This window comes from Streptomyces spinoverrucosus (assembly GCF_006539505.1).
Lineage (GTDB): Bacteria > Actinomycetota > Actinomycetes > Streptomycetales > Streptomycetaceae > Streptomyces > Streptomyces spinoverrucosus.
The window spans coordinates 58,104-77,348 of record NZ_BJND01000008.1 but is presented as its reverse complement, the minus strand read 5'-3'; the positions used below and the strand labels follow the sequence as shown (position 1 = coordinate 77,348).

Annotated in this window: 20 protein-coding genes and 1 pseudogene; 8 read left to right on the top strand and 13 right to left on the bottom strand. The window is 72.7% G+C overall.

Annotation, left to right across the window (positions count from 1 at the left end; all coding sequences use genetic code 11):
- Positions 1 to 59: 59 nt before the first annotated feature.
- The 8 genes from SSP24_RS06570 to SSP24_RS06540 form a co-directional block, all read right to left on the bottom strand.
- Entirely contained in the window at positions 60 to 1,439 is a 1,380-nt protein-coding gene (locus tag SSP24_RS06570; RefSeq protein WP_141307839.1) for a YcaO-like family protein, read from the bottom strand.
- Complete coding sequence (locus SSP24_RS06565; protein WP_141307838.1) at positions 1,436 to 2,917, bottom strand: CocE/NonD family hydrolase; 1,482 nt, start codon at positions 2,915 to 2,917, stop codon at positions 1,436 to 1,438. The genes SSP24_RS06570 and SSP24_RS06565 overlap by 4 nt, the downstream gene beginning before the upstream one ends.
- Entirely contained in the window at positions 2,914 to 3,735 is an 822-nt protein-coding gene (locus tag SSP24_RS06560) for a hypothetical protein (RefSeq protein ID WP_141307837.1), read from the bottom strand. Before SSP24_RS06560 ends, SSP24_RS06565 begins: the two co-directional genes overlap by 4 nt.
- A 94-nt stretch (positions 3,736 to 3,829) precedes the next feature.
- Positions 3,830 to 3,943, bottom strand: a complete 114-nt coding sequence (gene amiA / locus SSP24_RS43910) for a streptamidine family RiPP (RefSeq protein ID WP_240980669.1) — start codon at positions 3,941 to 3,943, stop codon at positions 3,830 to 3,832.
- A gap of 56 nt (positions 3,944 to 3,999) precedes the next feature.
- Complete coding sequence (locus SSP24_RS06555) at positions 4,000 to 4,821, bottom strand: ABC transporter ATP-binding protein (RefSeq protein WP_141307836.1); 822 nt, start codon at positions 4,819 to 4,821, stop codon at positions 4,000 to 4,002.
- Between the two features lie 17 nt (positions 4,822 to 4,838).
- Positions 4,839 to 5,846 (bottom strand): FecCD family ABC transporter permease, encoded by a 1,008-nt coding sequence (locus SSP24_RS06550; RefSeq protein WP_141307835.1) that lies wholly within the window; start codon positions 5,844 to 5,846, stop codon positions 4,839 to 4,841.
- Positions 5,843 to 6,862, bottom strand: a complete 1,020-nt coding sequence (locus SSP24_RS06545; RefSeq protein ID WP_141307834.1) for a FecCD family ABC transporter permease — start codon at positions 6,860 to 6,862, stop codon at positions 5,843 to 5,845. Before SSP24_RS06545 ends, SSP24_RS06550 begins: the two co-directional genes overlap by 4 nt.
- A 104-nt stretch (positions 6,863 to 6,966) precedes the next feature.
- Positions 6,967 to 7,944 (bottom strand): ABC transporter substrate-binding protein, encoded by a 978-nt coding sequence (locus SSP24_RS06540; RefSeq protein WP_174864610.1) that lies wholly within the window; start codon positions 7,942 to 7,944, stop codon positions 6,967 to 6,969.
- A 100-nt stretch (positions 7,945 to 8,044) separates the two neighbouring features.
- Between SSP24_RS06540 and SSP24_RS06535 the strand changes: the two genes are divergently transcribed.
- Both SSP24_RS06535 and SSP24_RS06530 read left to right on the top strand, forming a co-directional pair.
- Positions 8,045 to 9,244: a hypothetical protein gene (locus tag SSP24_RS06535; protein ID WP_141307833.1), complete on the top strand. Its 1,200-nt coding sequence runs from the start codon at positions 8,045 to 8,047 to the stop codon at positions 9,242 to 9,244.
- A 70-nt stretch (positions 9,245 to 9,314) separates the two neighbouring features.
- Positions 9,315 to 10,142, top strand: coding sequence for a class I SAM-dependent methyltransferase (locus SSP24_RS06530; protein WP_141307832.1), 828 nt, complete (start codon positions 9,315 to 9,317; stop codon positions 10,140 to 10,142).
- A 32-nt stretch (positions 10,143 to 10,174) separates the two neighbouring features.
- On the opposite strand, the gene SSP24_RS06525 is transcribed toward SSP24_RS06530, so the two are convergent.
- Entirely contained in the window at positions 10,175 to 10,471 is a 297-nt protein-coding gene (locus tag SSP24_RS06525) for a hypothetical protein (protein WP_141307831.1), read from the bottom strand.
- A gap of 322 nt (positions 10,472 to 10,793) precedes the next feature.
- Between SSP24_RS06525 and SSP24_RS06520 the strand changes: the two genes are divergently transcribed.
- Both SSP24_RS06520 and SSP24_RS06515 read left to right on the top strand, forming a co-directional pair.
- The gene (locus SSP24_RS06520; RefSeq protein WP_229864890.1) at positions 10,794 to 11,579 is read left to right on the top strand and encodes an alpha/beta hydrolase; all 786 of its coding nucleotides are present in this window, start codon (positions 10,794 to 10,796) and stop codon (positions 11,577 to 11,579) included.
- A gap of 171 nt (positions 11,580 to 11,750) precedes the next feature.
- A complete protein-coding gene (locus SSP24_RS06515) occupies positions 11,751 to 12,572 on the top strand; it encodes a GNAT family N-acetyltransferase (protein WP_167529527.1) in 822 nt (273 codons plus the stop codon).
- A gap of 50 nt (positions 12,573 to 12,622) precedes the next feature.
- Here SSP24_RS06515 and SSP24_RS06510 read toward each other — a convergent pair whose 3' ends face one another.
- The gene (locus tag SSP24_RS06510; RefSeq protein ID WP_141307829.1) at positions 12,623 to 13,606 is read right to left on the bottom strand and encodes a hypothetical protein; all 984 of its coding nucleotides are present in this window, start codon (positions 13,604 to 13,606) and stop codon (positions 12,623 to 12,625) included.
- A gap of 210 nt (positions 13,607 to 13,816) precedes the next feature.
- Here SSP24_RS06510 and SSP24_RS06505 point away from each other — a divergent pair, with 210 nt between their 5' ends.
- Complete coding sequence (locus SSP24_RS06505) at positions 13,817 to 14,050, top strand: hypothetical protein (protein WP_244951790.1); 234 nt, start codon at positions 13,817 to 13,819, stop codon at positions 14,048 to 14,050.
- A 38-nt stretch (positions 14,051 to 14,088) separates the two neighbouring features.
- On the opposite strand, the gene SSP24_RS06500 is transcribed toward SSP24_RS06505, so the two are convergent.
- Positions 14,089 to 14,517, bottom strand: coding sequence for a DUF6299 family protein (locus SSP24_RS06500; RefSeq protein WP_141307828.1), 429 nt, complete (start codon positions 14,515 to 14,517; stop codon positions 14,089 to 14,091).
- A 216-nt stretch (positions 14,518 to 14,733) separates the two neighbouring features.
- Between SSP24_RS06500 and SSP24_RS43905 the strand changes: the two are divergent.
- Positions 14,734 to 14,895 (top strand): annotated as a pseudogene (locus SSP24_RS43905) (DUF5999 family protein); the annotation flags it as partial.
- Here SSP24_RS43905 and SSP24_RS06490 read toward each other — a convergent pair.
- Complete coding sequence (locus SSP24_RS06490; protein ID WP_141307826.1) at positions 14,895 to 15,293, bottom strand: RidA family protein; 399 nt, start codon at positions 15,291 to 15,293, stop codon at positions 14,895 to 14,897. The pseudogene SSP24_RS43905 and the gene SSP24_RS06490 sit on opposite strands and share 1 nt — an antisense overlap.
- Positions 15,290 to 16,663 (bottom strand): acyl-CoA dehydrogenase family protein, encoded by a 1,374-nt coding sequence (locus SSP24_RS06485; RefSeq protein ID WP_141307825.1) that lies wholly within the window; start codon positions 16,661 to 16,663, stop codon positions 15,290 to 15,292. Before SSP24_RS06485 ends, SSP24_RS06490 begins: the two co-directional genes overlap by 4 nt.
- A gap of 137 nt (positions 16,664 to 16,800) precedes the next feature.
- Between SSP24_RS06485 and SSP24_RS06480 the strand changes: the two genes are divergently transcribed.
- Positions 16,801 to 18,405 (top strand): AMP-binding protein, encoded by a 1,605-nt coding sequence (locus SSP24_RS06480; protein ID WP_141307824.1) that lies wholly within the window; start codon positions 16,801 to 16,803, stop codon positions 18,403 to 18,405.
- Positions 18,406 to 18,420: 15 nt separating this feature from the next.
- On the top strand, positions 18,421 to 19,233 hold the full coding sequence (locus SSP24_RS06475; RefSeq protein ID WP_141307823.1) for a PaaX family transcriptional regulator: 813 nt from the start codon (positions 18,421 to 18,423) through the stop codon (positions 19,231 to 19,233).
- Positions 19,234 to 19,245: the final 12 nt, after the last annotated feature.

Genomic DNA, 19,245 nt, shown 5'->3' with positions numbered 1-19,245 from the left:
CCCGCCTCACGGCTGTACCTCACGGCACCGACCTCACCGACGTATTCCACAGCGCGCCCTCACATGTGCGGCGGAGGAGCCAGCGTGAAGTCCTCCGGCGCGCTCGGCGCGGTCGACCGCCAGCCACGGGCCACGGCGGCATCGGCAAGGCGCGGGCAGCCGAAGTAGCCGAAGGCGGCGGGCGCGTTGGGGAGGAGCCCCGAGACGAGGACCCGGGCGACGCGCAGGGACGTCTCGGCCACGTCCTCGGTGGTGAGGTCGAACGTCATGACGCGGTGGCCGCCCTCGTGCAGCGCACGTTCCAGCCGGTCCCGGCTGCCGGGCTCGACCGCGTCGATGGACACGGTCCCTTGCGCAGGCTCGGTTAACCGCCGTGCCTCGGGCGCCATCCGCTCGTCCAGCCACACCTGGACGTGCGCCCCCAGGTCCCGTACGTGCTCGAACTGTTCGCCGCACACGTCGAGATAGCTGCCGTCCTCCCGGTGGTCCAGGTACAGCCCGCGGGCCAGCAGCCCGGCCTCGACGGCCTGGAAGACCCAGCCGTCGGGGTCGGTGAGACCCTGGGTGAAGACCCAGGTGTGGACGGCTTCCAGGACGGCCTTGCGGGCGGCCTCGGCCGGGTCGTACTTGCAGGCGAACCCGGCGGCGTACAGACCGAGCCGCGGGTCGTGGACGAGCGCGGCCATGCAGGGGGCGAACTCCGAGGGCATCTCGACGAGATGGACATCGAGCGCGGATCCGGCGAGGTCGTCGGTGAGCCCGGGGACGGTGGCCGGGTCGATGCCGCGGGTGGGGCCGTCGAGGTGCCACCACAGTTCGAGGGCGTCGCGTTCGACGATCTCCAGCAGGCCGCGCTCGACTGCGTCGTCGAAGCCCTGCCCGGTGGCTATTCCGGCGTAGTTGAGGTGGTGGGTGCGCGGCAGTGAACGCAGCTCGCCCTGGCGCCAGTTGAGGTGGGTGAGGGCGACGGGCGCCCAGACCTCGGCGGTCCGGCCCTCGGGCAGCCGTTCGATGCCGCGCGTCCACAGGGACGGCGTGTCCGCGGTGAGGGGGCGGTACGGGAACTTCTCGCGGGCGTACTGCCAGTCGGCGTAGGACGGCAGCTCGCCCGGCCCGTACAGCCGCAACCCCTTCTCGGCCAGCTCGGCGGCCGTGGCACGCAGGGGGGCGTCGGGGTGGCCGGGCGGCGGCACGCGGTTGCCGCAGTATCTCTCTATCCCCTCGGCTATCGCCGCTGTTCGAGCACCCTCCGGGTCGCCGAAGGTCGTGCCGAGCGACACCCGGTCGGCGGGCCACAGGCCGAGCCTGCGGGCGTCGGCGATCTCGGCGGTGAGCGCGGTGTAGCGGGGTGGCGCGCCCGCCGGGTGCTCGACGGGCTTGACCTTGCGGACGATGCCGCAGACGGGGTCGACGAGAGCTTCCAGCGGCAGAGCCGTCATCGCGGGATCTCCTCTGCGGGATCGGTGGCAGTGGGACGGGACGTGAGCACGGGCAGCCGGAGCGCCACGCTCCCGGCGTCGACCTCACGCCGGGAGGGGAGCAGCCGGGTGGCCGTGACCGGGTCGTCGCCGGTGTGGGGGTTGCGGGCGTGGGCCGGGAAGTGGTGCCCGGCGATCTCCAGGCGGAGCCGGGTGCCCGCGCGCAGCCGCCGCGCGAGCCTGCCGAGCCCTACGGTGAACTCGGCGGCCCTTCCTGGCGGTTCCTCGCGTCGGACGACACCGACGGCGAGCCGCTGAGCCAACCCTTCCGGCGTGAGGGCGACGAGCCGGACGGCCCAGTCGGCGGATGGAGTGTGCGCGGTGGCCCGCAGCCGCACCTCCGCGTCCCCGACCACGTCCAGCGGACGCGGCAGCGGCGGGGTGACCAGCAGACAGCGGTCGGGTGGACCGCCCGTCGGGACGGCCAAGTCCTCGGATGACACGGGGTGTTCGGGATCGGCCGTGAAGGAGGAGCCGTGCAGCAGCCGTACGTTCTGTGTGCGCGGCTCCCCCTCGCGATCGGCGGACATCCACAGAGCGCTGCCGCCCAGGCCGACCGCGCCACGGTGCCCGGGGCCGAGGTCCCCGGCGAGGGCGCGGCGGGCCCAGCGCACGTAGAGCTCGCCGAGATTCACCCGGTGCGCGGGCCGGGCGTCGGGACCGGGCTCGGCGACGAGGCCGTGCCCCCAGGGGCCCAGCAGCAGCCGCGCCGACGGACCGCCCCAGCGGCGCCACAGCGCGACGGTGTCCTCGGTGAAGTGGTCGTGGTGGCCGCCCACCGCGAGCAGGGGCATCCCGGCGTGCGTCGCCTTCGAGAGGAGCAGGCCGCGTTCGCGGTGCCGCCATAGGCCCGGCCAGGAGGGCAGGCTCCGGCCGAGCCGTTCGGGGAGGCCGGTCAGCGGCAGATGGGTGAGCAGGCCGGGGTTCGCAGCGAGGGCCTTGTCCAGGGCGCTCTCGTCGGAGTCCCGCCGGTCGCCGTGGGCGGCCCACCATCCGGCGCGGGCCAGCAGCCGTTCCACACCCGAGGGTTCGCGCGCCGTCTCGGCGGTGCCCAGCGCGGGCACGGCGGCGATGACGGCGTCGGGCCGGGCGTCCGTGGGCGCGTCGAGCGCGAGGGCGAGGGCGCAGTGGGCTGCGTAGGAGGCGCCGACGGCCACCAACCGCCCGTCGTTCCATGGCTGCCCGCGGATCCAGCGGGCGGTCGCCGCTCCGTCGGCGGCCTCGTTCTCGTACGGGTGCCACTCCCCCGGTGACGCGTACCGGCCCCGTACGTCCTGGGCCAGTGCGGCAAACCCGCGACGGGCCCAGCCGCGCAGCTCGGCGCGGAGCCGTCTGCGGTCGTACGGCGTGCGGATGAGCACGGCCGGGACGGGACCCTCGCCGTCCGGGAGGTGGACGTCGGTGGCGAGCCCCTCAACGACCACAGTGAACGGCGTCATCCGGCCTTCTTCGGCATCGGAGCGACGTCGGGCACGGGCAGCACGGCGTGCTCGGTGACGGTCAGCGTGCGCAGGTCCACGCGCCGGAGCCGGCGCCGGGCGGGCAGGTCGCCGGTGTCAGGTGCACCGGTGATCCACCGGCTCAGGTCGTCGGCGAGCAGGGCGGCCAGCAGCCCCGCGGCGGGGGCGGTGAGGTGAACGGGCGCGCCGGAGGTACGGGGCCCGCTCCAGTAGGCGGCCAGCTCGCGGTACGCGGGTGTGGCGGCGAGCCGACGGGCCCGGACGTGGGCCGAGGTGACGTCCCCGGGAGTGGCGGCGAGAGGCTCGACGTAGGCCTGCCAGCCCTCGCGGTGGCAGCGCAACCAGGCGATGCCGCGCTCGGGCAGCCGGTCGGCGGCGTCCCACAGCCCTTCGGGCACGGGCCCGTCGAGGCACCACACGACGGCGGCGGGGTTTCCGTCAGACAGGTCGTCAGGAGCTGCTCTCGTCGGCTCGGCGCCCAGCGCCCGCAGGAGCGCGGCCAGCGGTTCGGTCAGTACCGGGTCGCCCAGCAGCCGCACGTCCCGGCGATCGGCGGGCCATCGCGAACTCCGCGCTCCGTCCACCAGATACCCGGCGTCCTCGAAGGCCCGGACGACGCGGTCGAGTTCGTCGTCCGGCTCCCCTGCGGCCGTACCGGAGAGGCGGGACAGCAGGGTGTCCTCGTCCGCGTCCCCGGTCCTGACGCTGAGGAACTCCCCCTCGGCCGTACGGACGGCGAGACCCCGTCCGGGCACGGCGACAACCTCGACACCGGGCACGAGCCGGTTGCGGGACACGTCGATCCTCCTGTGGGAAAGGGGGCCTGGGGAGGGCGTGGGCCCGCCCGCGACGTGGCGGGCGGGCCCACGGTCGAGGGTGCTGGACCCTCGCTTACTCCTCGGTGTCCTCGAAGGGGTTCTCGACGAGCGCGTTGGAGTGGGAGGCCGAGTCGTGAGCCAGCTGACCCGGGTCGGCGATCGGCGCGAAGACCTGCTCGGTGTCCATGAACTCTCCTTCGTCATCAGGGAGATATGGCGTTCTGGTGAGCGCCACACAGGACTCTAATGAATATGATTTTCATCTTCTAGGGCTGGGAGGGGGTGATCTGGGTAACACACCGGCCAGCCACCCTCGGGATCCCGGCCGACCCGGCCGGCCACCCGGAGCACGTCCGCGAGCAGCCCCGGCGTGACGACCTCCTTCGGCGTCCCGTCGGCCACCACACGGCCGTCGCGCAGCGCGACGATCCGCTCGGCGAAGCGGGCGGCGTGGGCCAGGTCGTGCAGCACCATGACGACGGTGAGGCCGCGTTCCTCGCGCAGGCGGACCACGGTCTGCAGCACGTCGAGCTGGTGGTGCAGGTCCAGGTACGTGGTCGGCTCGTCCAGCAGCAGGACGCGGGTGTCCTGGGCGAGCGCCATCGCGAGCCGCACCCGCTGCCGCTCACCCCCGGACAGCGCGTCGACATCACGCTCGGCCCACTGCTCCACCCCGACGTCGCGCAGGGCGCGGCGTACGACGGGATCGTCGCCCTCGCGCAGCATGCCGAGCGGGCCGCGCGCCGCGTACCGCCCCTGCCGGACGAGGTGACGCACCGTCATGCCGGGGACGGCAGGGGCCGACTGGTGCAGCAGCGCGACCCGTCGGGCCGTGGCGCGCCGGGACAGTCGGGCGAGGTCGTCCCCGCCGAGCAGCACGCGCCCCTCGTCCGGCCGCAGCAACCCGGCGGCCAGCCGCAACAGGGTTGACTTCCCACAGCCGTTGAGGCCGATGAGGGCGGTCAGCTCCCCGGGTTCGACGGTCATGTCGACGCCCCGCAACACGGGTTGTCCGGGGTAGCCGAAGTGGACCCCCTCGACGTGGATCCCCACGGACTCGGTCATGCTGTCCTCCGTCGACATCAGAACGTACGGCTCGGCGTGCGGCGCACGACGACCAGCAGCAGCGCGGCTCCCAGGCAGGCGGTGAGGGCCCCGACCGGAAGCGTGAGCCGCCCGGAGTCCAGCGCGGCCGCCAGCAGCCGCGAGGACAGCTGCGCCGCCGCGTCCGCCCCGCACACCACCGCCGCGCCCACCAGGGCGGCGCCGGGCAGGGTCACCCGCAGGTCGGCGCCGAAGACGGCCACGGCGAGGTGCGGTACGAGCAGCCCGACGAACCCCAGCGCTCCCACGGCGGCCACCGCACCCGCCGTCAGTGCCACCGCGCACAGCAGGGCGAGGGTCCGGGCCCGCCTCGCGGACAGTCCGGCGGCGAGGGCGATGTCGTCCCCGCAGCGCAGCAGGGTCAGCGGCCCGGCCAGCAGCCACGCCACCACTCCCCAGGCCAGTGCCCACGGCCAGAGCAGGTGCCAGTGCTGCCACACCCGGCCCTCGGTGGTGCCGACGAGCCACTGGACGACGCTGCCGAGTTCGCCCGGTGCGACGAGCAGCACCATGGCCGTGAGCCCGCCGAGCACCGCCGACACCAGCACCCCGTGCACGGCGGTCTGCGCGGGGTCGCTGCGGCCGCGCCCGGCGAGCAGCCACAGCAGCGCGGCCCCGGCGCAGCCGCCCACGCACGCGGCGACGACCACGGCGAGGGGCGATTCCCACCCCGCGAGTCCAAGGCCGGTCGCGGCGACGGCTCCGAGCACCGCGCCCGGCGTCACACCCGTCACCTCGGGCCCGGCCAGCGGGTTGCGCAGCGCCGACTGCAGGACCAGGCCCGCCACGCCGAGGCACGCCCCCGCACCGAGGGCCACCAGAAGGCGGGGCAGCCGGAGTTGGAGCAGGATGTGCCGTTCCGTCGCATCGCCGCCCCCGCCGAGGACGTCCCAGACCGCGGCCGGGGACATGCCCCGCCCGGCGACCAGTTCGACACCGGCGCATACGACGATGAGTGCGACGAGCACCGCGAAACGGCGGCTCACCTGACCTCCTCCGAAGGGCGTGCGGGCACGGCGTCCGTACCCTGCGGCGCCGAGCGCACGACAGCAGTGCCCGCCGGCCTGCGCCTGCCCGACCGGAGCAGGGCGACCCCGGCGGGCACACCGACCAGGGCCGTCCAAGCGCCGACCGGCGTCTCCACGGGCGCCAGCGCGAGGCGGGCCGGGACGTCGGCGACAGCCACGACGGCAGCGCCCCATGCGGCAGACCAGGGCAACCAACGCACCGCGCCCGCCGCGGGGTTGAACCATCGCGCCAGGTGCGGAGCGAGGAACCCGACCCACGCCACCGGCCCGCACACGGCCGTCACGGGCGCGATCAGTACGACGGCGATGGCCAGCGCGGCCAGCCGGGCCCGCTGGGCGCGCACCCCCAGCGCCTCGGCGTCCTCGTCCCCCAGCCGCAGCACCGAGAGCACCGGCGCGCACAGCACGAGCGCGGGGACCGCGACGAGCAGCCACGGCCACAGCCCGGTGACGTCCTCCCAGGTACGGGCGGAGAGCGAGCCGAGCAGATAGCGGTAGATCAGCTGGAGGTCGAGCTGGTCGGCCATCACCATCAGCACGAGCAGCGCGGCCTGCAGGGCGGCGGCGACCGCGGCGCCGGTCAGCAGCACGGCGGACGGGCTGCGTCCCAACCCGGCGGCGAGCAGCGTGAGTCCCCCGCCGAGCGCGGCCCCGCCGATGGCCAGCAGGGGCTGGACGGCGGCGGGCAGGGACACCGCCAGCACCAGCGGCGCGGCCACCCCGAGCGCGGCCCCGGACGACACGCCCAGCATCTCGGGGACGGCCAGGGGATTGCGCAGCGCCTCCTGGAGCACGAGCCCCGCCGCACCCAGGCAGGCCCCGGCAACGAGTGCCAGCACCAGCCGGGGCACGCGGAGTTCGGTCACGACGATCCCGGCCAGTGTGCTGTCCCCGTCCAGCAGCGCACCGGGCAGCCGGTGCAGCGGGACGTAGGGCGTGCCCAGGCTCAGCGCGCAGGCCGACGCGGCGACCAACAGGGCAACCAGGACGGGCAGTTGCCATCCGATTACGAGGCGCCCGGATGGTTGTGCGCCCGATGCCGTGTCACCCGCCGCGGAGTGCGTCGCGGTGGGCGTGCTCACCGCAGCGCGGCCGTGGCCTCGTCGAGGATGATGCCCAGCGAACGGGTACCGCGCCCCTTGGCCCACACCTCGGAGTTCACCTCGTGGACGTCGCCGTTCTTCACCGCCGGGATCTTGCCCCACAGGGGGTTCTTCGCCAGCTTCTCCGACAGCTTGCCGTCCGCCTCGCCGAAGCTCAGCGTCTCGACGAACAGCACGTCGACGTCACGGGCGAGGATCTCTTCGAGGCTGTAACTGCCCTCCACGCCACGGGACTTCCAGGGGTAGTCGGCGAGCTTCGGGAAGAGGCTGGCGCCCACGTCCGTCTCCGGGGTGGCGACGCCGAAGTTCTCGTCACTGCCGTAGATGATGAGCGCGGTCTTGTCGCTCGGGGCCTTCTCGGCCTCGGCGAGCTTGGTACGGAAGGCCTTCTCGGCCTTCTCGCCCTCGGCGGTACGGCCGGTCAGCGCGGCGGCATCACGCAGATAGCCCACGCTGTCCTCCCACGTCTCGGGCTGCATGGCCCAGAACGTGGTGGCGTCCTTCAGCGCCGGGGCGAGCTTGCCGTGGGTGTCCTCCAGGCCGATCACCAGGTCGGGCTTGTGGGAGAGGATCGCCTCCACCTCGGGCGCGATGAACCCGCCGGGGATGATGTCGACCTCCTTCGCCTTCTCCTCCCCCAGGAAGTCGGGGTGGGTGAGGAGCGCGCTGTTCGTGGCCGTGGGGACGATGCCCAGCTCGGTCAGGATGTCGTCGCAGAGCGCGAACAGGCAGACAATGCGCTCGGGTTCCTTCTTGAGGGAGACCTTTACGCCGCCCGTGTCGGTCAACTCCCGTGTCGCCTTGATGGGTTCGACGTTGACGTCGGTCTTCGGGCCGGGCGCGGCGGCCTTCTCGCTCGCCGGTTCGGTGGCCGAGCCGCACCCGACCAGTACGGAACCCACCAGCGCTGCGGTGATCCAGCCTCGGACGTATCTCGACGGTGAGCGCAGCATCGATGCCCTCGCTTCTTTTCAGGGACCCCGGAACGACCCGAAGATACATGATAATCGTTTTCATTGTCCTCAATAGGCCCCTGCTCCCATGGAGGCACCGATGACCGCCGCCCCTCCCCTGCTGCTCGTCTCCGACCACGTGGAGGGATCGCTCCACGTGCGGACCGTGCCGGACGGCACCGAGACGGGCCGCCTCACCGGACGTCACCTCTCCGAGCACGCCGGGTTCCTGGCCTTGCCAGGCGGGCGAGCGGCCTGTGTCGACGACCGCAGGGGCGAGTTGCTGGTGCTCGACCCCTTCGGTGACGCACTGGTGCAGGCTGCGATCCCGGTCGCCGTGCCCGCCGAGCATCTCGCCTGCGACCCGTCCGGGCGGTGGGTCGCCGTCACGACGGGCCTGGGCAAGAACGCCGAGCCGTGGTCGGACCTCCTGACCGTCATCGACCTCGCCACGGGAGACGCGGCCCGGATACGCACGCGCGTCGGCGAACCGGGTGTGACGGTCCTGGGCTACGACGATCCGCTGGTCGTCCTGCGACACCGGGAGCCCGGCGCGCTGGCCGTCCACCGGTTCGCCGACCTGCTCGGGGCACCGCCCGGCTGCCCTCCGGTCGCGCCCCACGCCGACCTTCCGCTGCCGGACGACGGACACGGAGACGCCCAAGACCCCAACTCCGGCCAGGTGTTCGCGGCCACGGGCGACGGGGTGCACCGGGCCCGCCGCGAGGGCGACAAACTCGTCCCGGAGCCGGTGATCCCGTGGGGTTCGCCCGCCCGGGGCTGGTATCTGCGGCTCGATCCCCGGCGGCGGGCGCTGTGGTCGACGCTGCGGGGCGGCCCCGCAGACCCGCTGCGGTGGCCGGAATGGACCAACCAGGCGTGGCGTCACGACCTGGAGACGAACCGCACGACCGTGACGGAGCTCGGCCCCGGCCTGGTCTTCCGGCTGGCCCTCGCCCGGCACCACACCGCGTTCACCCATGTCCACCCGGACGGCGACGAACTGATCCTGCTGGACGCCGACGACACAGCCCGCCGCGTCCCCCTCCCCGCCATGGACGGCGCACCCCGCCGCGGCGGTACGCCCTGGGAGGGCGTCCAGCGCCGTGCGGTGGCCGCCTCACCGGGCGCGGACTGGGTCGCCGTCACGCGCGGCGGTCACGGCGAGGTCCACGTCTTCGACGCCCGAACAGGCAGCGAGGCGGCCCGACTTGAGCTGAACACGCCCCTGCATCACGGCGGCCACGCGATGCTGCGCACACAGACCGACGGTGCCGAAGGCGACCCTGTGGGCAGGTGAAAGCCTGGCAATTCTTACAACGGGATCCATTTTCATATAGCGTCGAAGTCCCTTCGGACGAGGGAGAGTCATGACACAGCACTCCGCACGCCTGGGCACGGTCCAGGAAACGCTTCTCATCCCCCTGTACGGCCGGGCGGTGGAGAACCGCAAGCAGGACGCTGCCCTGCGCGACCCTCGGGCCGAGGAGATCGTGGCGTCCATCGACTACGACTTCACCCGCTTCGACAACCTGCCCAGCCTGATCGGCTCCGTGCTGCGTACGAGCCTGTTCGACCGATGGGTGGCGGACTTCCTCGCCACCCACCCCACCGGCACCGTGGTGGAGATCGGCACCGGGCTCAACACCCGCTACGACCGCGTCGGCAACGGCCGGGCACGCTGGTTCGACCTCGACCTGCCCGACGTGATCGAGCTGCGCCGCGCCTTCTTCGAGGACACCCCGCGCCGGACGATGATCGCCGCGTCGGTGACCGACCGGACATGGACCGAGGCAGTGGCCTCGCAGGCCGAGGGCCCGTACTTCTTCGCCGCCGAAGCCGTGTTGCCCTACCTGGAGGACTCAGAGGTACGGCACGTCGTGGACCTGCTCGCGAACCGCTTCCCCGGCTCCCTGCTCGCGCTGGACACCGCCGGCCCCGGAATCATCGACACCCAGGACCAGCACGACGCGCTCAGCAAGGTCGACGCCCGCATGCGCTGGGCCTGCGCCGACCCGGCCGAACTCACCTCGTGGCACCCCGGGCCACAGCTGCTCGCCTCCCACACCCTCACCAGCCTGCCCCCGGCGATGCACACCGAACTCCCCACCCCTTACCAGGAGATGCTCGCGGACCTCGCCACTCAGCAGCTGGCACAGGTCGAGGAGTATCGGCTCAACCTGGTCCAGCTGACCTGACAACCCCCTGAGCCGTGCTCGTTCACCGACAGCTATCGCTGCGGGACGGTGAGTTCACGGCCGCGGTAGAAACCCTCCCGCTCCTCGACGACGTAGGGGGCCATGGCCGCGCGCCGCTGCTTCTCCGGCTCGGAGTCCCGCCAGGAGTCGCACGCTTCCTTCGAGTCCCAGAACGAGACCCCGGTGATCTCCAGTCCGTCCTCGGACCAGTAGGCGAAGGCGCGGCGCAGACCCTGTGGGTAGGGATCGGGGCGCCATGACCGCTCGAACTCCTCCAGGCTGCCCGCCCGAAGGCGGCGTGTCGTCACCCAGACGAACTGCTCATCCATCGCAGCCTCCTCCACTGGGCCGGGTCGGTTCGACGGCCCTCTCAGGACCACCGTAGGACCGAGGCACCGCTCGCGCCTGCGCGGCCGTCGGCGGAGGCCGAAGTGCATCTTTGACCGGGATCGGCCAAAGTGAACCGTAGCGATGGATGGAATTGAGCCGACTTGCGCAACGTTTCCATGTAGTCCCATCCGGTTCCGCAGTTCGGTTGTCCGGCTCTTCCGCCACGCAGGACAGGTGCGGTTCGTGCAGGGAAGGTGAACGGCTACGGGCATTCCTCTCAAGCCGCAGCTGACGGTCCCAGGGCTGTCACCGGCGCGCGGCGTGGGTGTCGAGGCGAGCCGGGCGGTCGTACGGCTGGCCCGGCTCCCGCTCGACATCGCCGCGGAGGGCGTCGGGCAGCTGACCGGGCTGCTCGGTCGTGCCCTGCACGGGCGGCCGGCTGGCCCGGCCGACCCGCTGCCCCCCGATTCGGGGATTCCTGTGCTGTTGGTGCACGGGCTGGCCGACGGCGCGTCGGTCGTCCCACCGCTGGAGCGCGAGCTGCGCGGCGACGGCGTGGGCCCCTTCATCCAGGTCGCCTGCAACGCGTTCGGCCCGGACATCCGTACGGCGGCCCGGTCGCTGGGCGACCAGGTCGAGCCCGCGTGTGCCCACGGCACGGGGCGGGCCGCGATCGTGATCGGGTACAGCCTGGGCGGGCTGATCGCCCGCTACTACGTGCAGCGGCTCGGCGGTGACGCGTACGTGCCGCTGGTGATCACGCTCGCGACACCGCACGGCGGGACCGCCACCGCCCTGCTGGCCCCGGCCCATCCGCTGCTGCGCCAGCTACGGCCCGGAAGCGAGCTGCTGACCGAACTCGCCGAACCCGCCCCGGGATGCCACACCAGGTTCGTGGCCTTCTACAGCGACCTGGACGAGGCCGTCATCCCCGCCGCCAGGGGCCGCATCGACCATCCGGACCTCAAGGCCCGCAACGTGCTGGTGCCGGGCGTCGGCCACCTCACGCTGCCCCTGCACCGGCCGGTCATCGCCGAGATACGCGCGCTGCTGGCCGCGGCCCAGGTCACGTTCGCCGTATGCCCACCGGACAGCGGCTCTCCGTAGGGCGCCTCCGGGACAGTCACCGTTTCCCGTGACAGCGGGGGCTGAACGGAGGACGCTGAAAGAGAGCCGGTAACGACGTCAGCACCCGTGCGGACGGACACCATGGCCTCTTCGCCCAGCCCCGAGAGCGGGTCGACGGTGCGCCCGTATCGTCCCGACGACGAACCGGGGGTGCGAGCACTGATCGACACCGACCGGCTGCCGGGACAGCCGCCCTGCACGCCGGAGAGGCTGGCCACCGCGCTGCGCGGTCCTGTTCCCCCGGTCGGCTGGGCGGTACCGGCTCGGCCGCGGATCAGTGTGCTGGCCGCTGCCGGGGACCGTCCTCAGGGGGTCATCGCCCATCTGTCCTGGGCCGATGTGCACACCGGGGTGATCTGCTGGGTCCACGCCCACGAGGATCCGCCTGCGCTGCGTGCCCTGATCGGGCACGCCCTCGCCGCGCTCGCCCACTGCGCGCTGATCGAGGCGTTCGTCGGCGGTCCGCCGGGTCCGCTGGGACCGGGCGGGCTGCCCCGCGCTCACCGCGGCGCCACACACGACGCCCTGCTGCGCAGCGGCTTCACCGGGCGTTGCCAGAGCCGCTATTTGTACTGCGCGCTGTCTGCCGCTCCTCGGTCGGCGAAGCCGGCCGCCGAGGTCGTCCCCTGCGACTTCCCGCCCGGGCAGCGGCTGATCGTCCGCGAGGCAGCCGAGCCGGTCGCGGAGGCCGTGGTCAGTGTGGGACCCGACCGCACCGCGACCGTGTACTGGATCGAGACCCTGCCCAGTCACCGCCGCCGTGGCCTGGGCCACGAATTGCTCGGCCAGGCCCTGGCCCTGCTGGCCGCGCAAGGCGCCACCGAGGTCGCGCTCGTCGTCGATGACCCAACGCACCCCGGCCAGGACTGCCAGGCCGCGCCACGGCTCTTCGACTCCTTCGGCTTCACCCTCGTCGACCAGCTGTGGACCTATCAGTGCCGACACCCCGGGTCGCGCGGTCGGCCCGCGTGAGCCCGGGGTGCCCGGTGAATGCCCTGCCCGAAAGGCCAGTGAGAGGCCGGTCAGGCGGGGATGCGTTCGGCGGCGGAGAGGATGCTGGAGCGGGCCTGATGGCGGCGCTCGTAGGTCAGCACCCGCCGGGTGAGGCTCTCCTCGGCGTCACCGAGCCGCTTGATGATCTCGTCCTCGTGCATGCCGTCGTAGCCGGGCCAGGGCTCCGGACCGAGCAGGTCGGCGATCCTGCTCAGGATGGCGGGGCGGGCGGCGTGGGCGCGCTCATAGGCGCCGACGGTGGCCAGGTCCCGCTGGGGCAGGTGCGGGAGGCGTTCGAGGATCGTCCTGCTGCTGAGCCTGCGGTAGTCGGGGATCGGCAGCTCGAAATCCCTGATCAGGGCTCCCTCGGGTGCCCCCTGGAGCCGGTCGGCACCGGGCATGCGCTCGGCCGTCTCGCGCAGCCAGCTGCTCCAGGCGCGGACGCCCTGGGCTGCGCCCGTGGCGGTCAGACCGTCGGCGGTCTGGGCGGCCGCCACCGCTGCCTCGGCGCGCTGCTCAAGGTTGTTGCCGAGCTCTTCCAGCGCCTCCTCGTGGTCGCGGCGGATGGAACTGAGCAGCTCCGAGCTGGCGGCGTCCTGGGCCTCCTGGGCGATGCGCTCGGCGGCCCGGCAGATGGCCACGGCGTACGCGGTGACGGCGTACTCGTCCTCGACGTTCTTCAGCAGCTGGTGCTCCGTCGCCGGTCCACGTCCCCCGAACATGGCGCTGGGGACGGCCATGGTCACGCTGAAGGGCAGCCGGGCGGCTTGCCCGGTCAACCGCCAGGCATTGCCCCAGACGGTCTGCATCAGGCCGCGGGACTGAAGCGTTCCGAGGCGTTCGTCGATGCGGTAGATGTGCCCTCGGGCGTCGCCGGCGCGGCGCTCCAGGACCTCCCGGTACTCCCCGGCGGGCGTGCCTGCGAGGTGGGCGTTGAAGCGGTTGGCCAGCGCGACTTCGGCCTTGCGGACCTCGCGCAGTGCCGGGACGAGCATGTCTGAAGCTACGGCCATCACGTTTCCTTCGGCTAGTCCGATGCTCGGCAAGATCGGCCGGTGTCCGGCCCTGTCCCACAGTGACCGCAAATGTCCACTTCTGCATCTTGCTCATTCGGGCCCGTATCGGTGTGGCCGCGTTGCTCGGGCTCACCGGCCCGGTGACGGATCGTGATTCATCCCAATGGGGGATTATCCTGGTCGAGCGACCTCTGTATTCGGCTGCTCATGCTGTCCGCGGGGGGCGAGATGAAAGTGGAAATGGTCCAGCGGGCCGCCAACGTGCTGTGCGACGTCCCGGACGACGCGCACGAGGAAATCATCACGCTCATCGGGGCCGTGGCCACGGACCGGACCACACGGGCCTCGGATCTGTCCGCGGCGTTCGGTGACTGGTGCTGGCTTTTGTACACCCGCCATGGTGACGTGATCGAAGTGCTGGATGTCGGGTGCGCCCGGTGACATGACGGTGCGGGCGCACCCGGTCCCGAACAGGCCGTTCAGCTCTTGGCCAGCCGGACGTCCTGCTGCTTTGTCGCGTGGAAGGCGGGCAGCGGCAGGCCGCCCTGCGGGCGCAGTTCCATGAGCGTGACTTCCACCTGGGCGGTGCCCGCCTTCATCACGCGGTTGTACGGCTTGCCGGTGTTCTCCCAGCGGTGCTCCTTGCCGTCGCACACCGCGAGGGAGCCGCCGATGCCGTGCCGGATCGACGGGTCGCTCTGGGCGATCATTGAGCTGACGAAGACCGGTCCGGTACTGCCGACGCAGCGGTAGGTGCCGGTGAGGGTGATCGTGCCGTCGGGGGCGATCCGGCCCTTGGAGTCGACGGTGACCGACTCGTGCGTTTCGGCGGCGGCCGGTGTGGAGGGGGTGGCGGCGAACAGGGCCAGGGCGGCGGCGGCCGCGCCGAGCGCAGGGCGCAGGAACATGGAAGGACCTCCTGAAGTGGGGCTACCACTGGTACCGGGCGCCCGCGTCCAGGAGTGTGATCGTCACTCCTTCGGTGGCGAGTCCGCCCGGCCGTCCGGGAACCGTCCGGGTGTTGTCCCCTTCTTGTCACGCTTCTAGGCGGTCGGTTCCCCCACGTTCACGGCGGGAGCATGGTGTGGGCCGTACGGATGGTCTTACGACCGTGGAGGTGCGCCATGTGTTCCCACCAGCCTTCGTGCTCCCGGCCCGACGCCCGCGCCCCGCACGTCGTCGCCGCCCACCCGGAGCAGGGGTGGACCCTGCTGTGCAGCGGCGCGATCGTCTTCGACGACACCGGTGAGCTGCTGCCGGACGGCCGGGTCGTCTCGCCCTGGCGTCAGGGCAGCACGGCGAATCCGTCGAGCTCCACCATCGCCGCCTCGTCCCACAGCCGTACGACTTCGACGACCGCCATCGCCGGGTAGTTCCGTCCGGCCAGACTCCGCCAGATGCGGCCCAGTTCGGGGGCGTGGGCGCGGTAGGCGGCGACGTCGGTGGCGTAGACGGTGACGCGGGCGAGGTCGGGCGGGGTGCCGCCGGCCGCGCGCAGGGCGGTCAGCAGGTTGCCGAGCGCCCGCTCGAACTGTTCGGGCAGGGTGTCGCCGGTGATCTTGCCGTCGGTGTCGAGGGCGGTCTGACCGGCCAGGAACACCAGCCGGGAGCCGGTGGCGACGACGGCGTGCGAGAAGCCGGTGGCCGGGGAGAGGTCGGGCGGATCGATGCGCTCGGCGGTCACGGTCGGGCCTCCAGGGTGGCGTACAACTCCTTGGCGATGATGCCGCGTTGGACCTCGCTCGCCCCTTCGTAGACGCGTGGGGCGCGCACCTCGCGGTAGAGGTGTTCGAGGAGGTGGCCGCGCCGCAGCGCCCGCGCGCCGTGCAGCTGGACGGCCGCGTCGACGACGTACTGCGCGGTCTCGGTGGCGAGCAGTTTCGCCATCGCGGCCCGCTTCGGGACACCGTCCGCGCCGTCGTCGTACGCCGTCGCCGCCGCGTACACCATCAGGCGGGCGGCTTCCGTGCGTACGGCCATCTCGGCGACCTGGTGGGCGACGGCCTGAAGGTCCCTCAGCTTGCCGCCGAAGGCGTCCCGCTGGGCGGTGTGCACGAGGCTCGCGTCCAGCGCGGCCTGAGCCATCCCGACGGCGAAGGCGCCGACGCTGGGCCGGAACAGGTTGAGCGTGCCCATCGCGACCCGGAAGCCCCGGTCGACCTCGCCGAGCACATCGTCGGCAGTGACGGGCACGGCGTCGAAGTGGAGGGCCCCGATGGGGTGCGGGGAGAGCATGTCGAGCCCAGTGCCGGTGAGGCCGGGCCGGTCGGCCGGCACCAGGAAGGCGGTGACTCCGCGCGCACCCGCATCCGGGGTCGTACGCGCGAAGACGGTGTAGAAGTCGGCCTCGGGGGCGTTGGAGATCCAGCACTTCTCACCACTGAGCCGCCAGCACCGGGAGCCGTCGGCCTCGGCGGCCAGCGAGGCGCCGGTCGGTACGACACCCGGCTGAGCAACCGAAGCGTCGGCTCGGGGCGGTACGCCGGGCTCGCCCACCGAAGCGCTGGCTCGCGGCGGAACGCCGGACTCCCCCACCGAAGGGGCTCCACACGAGGGGCCGCCGGGCTCACCTACCGAAGCGCCTCCTCGCGGCAGATCACCGGCCTCACCGACCAAAGCACCGCCCCTCGACGGACCACCAGCCTCCTCCGGCTCCGCCCTCAGCGACAACGCCGCCGCGTCCGAGCCCGCGCCCGGCTCGCTGAGTGCGAACGCGGCCACCACGCTGCCCGCGCGCACCCCCGGCAGCCAGCGTTCGCGCTGTTCCGGTGTGCCGTGGGCGTGGACGGGGTGGGCGCCCAGGCCCTGGAGGGCGAGGGCGGTCTCGGCCTCGGTGCAGGCGTAGGCGAGGGACTCGCGCATCAGGCAGAGGTCGAGCGCGCCGGAGGTGAAGAGGCGGTCGAGGAGGCCGAGGCGGCCGAGCTCGGTGACGAGGGGTCGGTTGACGTGGCCGGGTTCGCCCTTCTCGGCGAGCGGGCGCAGCCGTTCCGCGGCGAGGGTGCGCAGCTCGGCGCACCAGGCGGCTTGTTCCGGTTCGAGTGAGAATGCGGGCACTGCCGGTCCTCCCTCCGGAGCGGTCTCACCCGACGGTATCGCGCCCCGTTGACTGCCGTCACCAACGCGATACGCTCCTGGTGCGAACCCAACACGACGCCCACCACGACGCCCACCAGGCAAGGGGGCGAACCACCATGGACGATCGTCCGATCCGCTCCGCCCACGTCGACACCTTCGCGCGCGACCACCTCCCCCCGCGCGACCAGTGGCCGGACCTCCGCTTCGACCTGCCGGAGCTGCACTACCCCGAACGGCTGAACTGCGCCGCCGACCTCCTGCACGGCCCGCCCGACGACCGCCCGGTGTTCCACACCCCGCAGGGCCCCACGTGGACGTACGGCGACCTGCGCGCCCGCGTGGACCGGCTCGCGCACGTCCTCACCACCCGCCTCGGCATCGTCCCCGGCAACCGTGTCCTGCTGCGCGGCCCCACCACGCCCTGGCTGGCCGCCTGCTGGCTGGCGGTGCTGAAGGCGGGCGCGGTCGCCGTCACCGTGCTGGCCCAGCAGCGCCCGCACGAGCTGAGCACGATCTGCGAGATCGCCCGCGTGCGGCACGCGCTGTGCGACATCCGGGCCGTCGACGACCTCGCCAAGGCGGAGATCCCGGACCTGCGGATCACGACCTACGGCGGTGACGCGCCCGACGACCTCCTCAACCTCCCGGCGCCCGGCACGCCGTACCGGGCCGTGGACACGGCGGCCGACGACGTGGCGCTGATCGCGTTCACCTCCGGCACCACCGGTCGCCCGAAAGGGTGCATGCACTTCCACCGGGATGTGCTGGCAATCGCCGACACCTTCTCGAAGCATGTGCTGCGCCCCCACAGCGACGACGTCTTCGCGGGCAGCCCCCCGCTCGGCTTCACCTTCGGCCTCGGTGGTCTCGTCGTCTTCCCGCTGCGGGCCGGCGCCGGCGCGCTGCTGCTCGAACAGGCGGGCCCGAAGCAGCTGTTGCCCGCGATCGCCGAACACGGGGTGTCGGTGCTGTTCACCGCGCCGACGGCGTACCGGGCCATGCTCGGCGACCTCGACGGCCACGACCTGACGTCCCTGCGCCGCTGCGTCTCGGCCGGCGAGAACCTGCCCGCGGCCACCTGGCAAGCCTGGCACGAGCGCACCGGCCTTCGCGTCATCAACGGCATCGGCGCCACCGAGTTGCTGCACATCTTCATCTCGGCGGCCGACGAGCACATCAGACCCGGCACCACCGGTGTGCCCGTCCCCGGCTGGCACGCGCGCGTGGTGGACGCCGAGGGGCGCGAACTGCCCGACGGCGAGCCGGGACTGCTGGCCGTGCGCGGCCCGGTCGGCTGCCGGTATCTCGCCGACCCACGGCAGCGGGAGTACGTGCGCGACGGCTGGAACATCACCGGCGACACCTACGTCCGCGAGCCCGACGGCTACTTCCGGTACGTCGCCCGCGCCGACGACATGATCATCTCGGCCGGGTACAACATCGCCGGACCCGAGGTCGAGGACGCGCTGCTGCGGCATCCGGACGTGGTGGAGGCGGCGGTCGTCGGCCGGCCCGACGAGGCGCGCGGCATGGCGGTGGTGGCGTATACGGTCCTCAAGGAGGGCGCCGAACGGGACGCCACGGCCCTGCGCGCCTTCGTCATGTCCGAACTCGCGCCCTACAAATGCCCCCGCGACATCGTCTTCCTGGACGCCCTCCCGCGCACCGCGACCGGAAAGCTCCAGAGGTTCCGCCTGCGCACCGAAGGTGACCGGCAGTGATCCGTACGACCTAAGATGATCAACGTGTCCGACCAGCACGCTCCACGGTCTCTCATCGTCACGCTCTACGGCGCGTACGGCCGCTTCATGCCCGGCCCGGTACCCGTCGCCGAGCTGATCCGGCTGCTGGCCGCGGTTGGGGTGGACGCGCCTTCGGTGCGCTCGTCGGTGTCCCGGCTCAAGCGGCGCGGCCTGCTCGTCCCGGCCCGCACCGCACAAGGTGCGGCCGGTTACGAACTCTCCCCGGACGCCCGCCAGTTGCTCGACGACGGCGACCGGCGCATCTACGCCACCGCGCCGCCCGAGGACGAGGGCTGGGTGCTCGCGGTGTTCTCCGTGCCCGAGTCGGAACGGCAGAAGCGGCACGTGCTGCGCTCCCGCCTGGCCGGGCTCGGCTTCGGCACGGCCTCACCCGGCGTGTGGATCGCTCCCGCCCGGCTCTACGAGGAGACCCGGCACACCCTGCAACGGCTACGCCTCGATCCCTACGTCGACCTCTTCCGCGGCGAGCACCTCGGCTTCGCGCCGACCGTCGAGGCGGTCGCCCGCTGGTGGGACCTGGCCGCGATCGCCAAGCAGCACGAGGCGTTCCTCGACCGGCACGCGGGCGTGCTGCACGACTGGCAGCGGCGCACCGACACCCCGCCCGAGGACGCCTACCGCGACTACCTGCTCGCCCTGGACTCCTGGCGCCATCTGCCGTACGCCGACCCCGGCCTGCCGGCGAGCCTGCTCCCCGCGAACTGGCCGGGTGTGCGATCGGCGGCGGTATTCCAAGGGCTGCACGAACGGCTGCGGGACGCGGGGGCGGTCTTCGCGGGCCTCTGACCACGCATGACC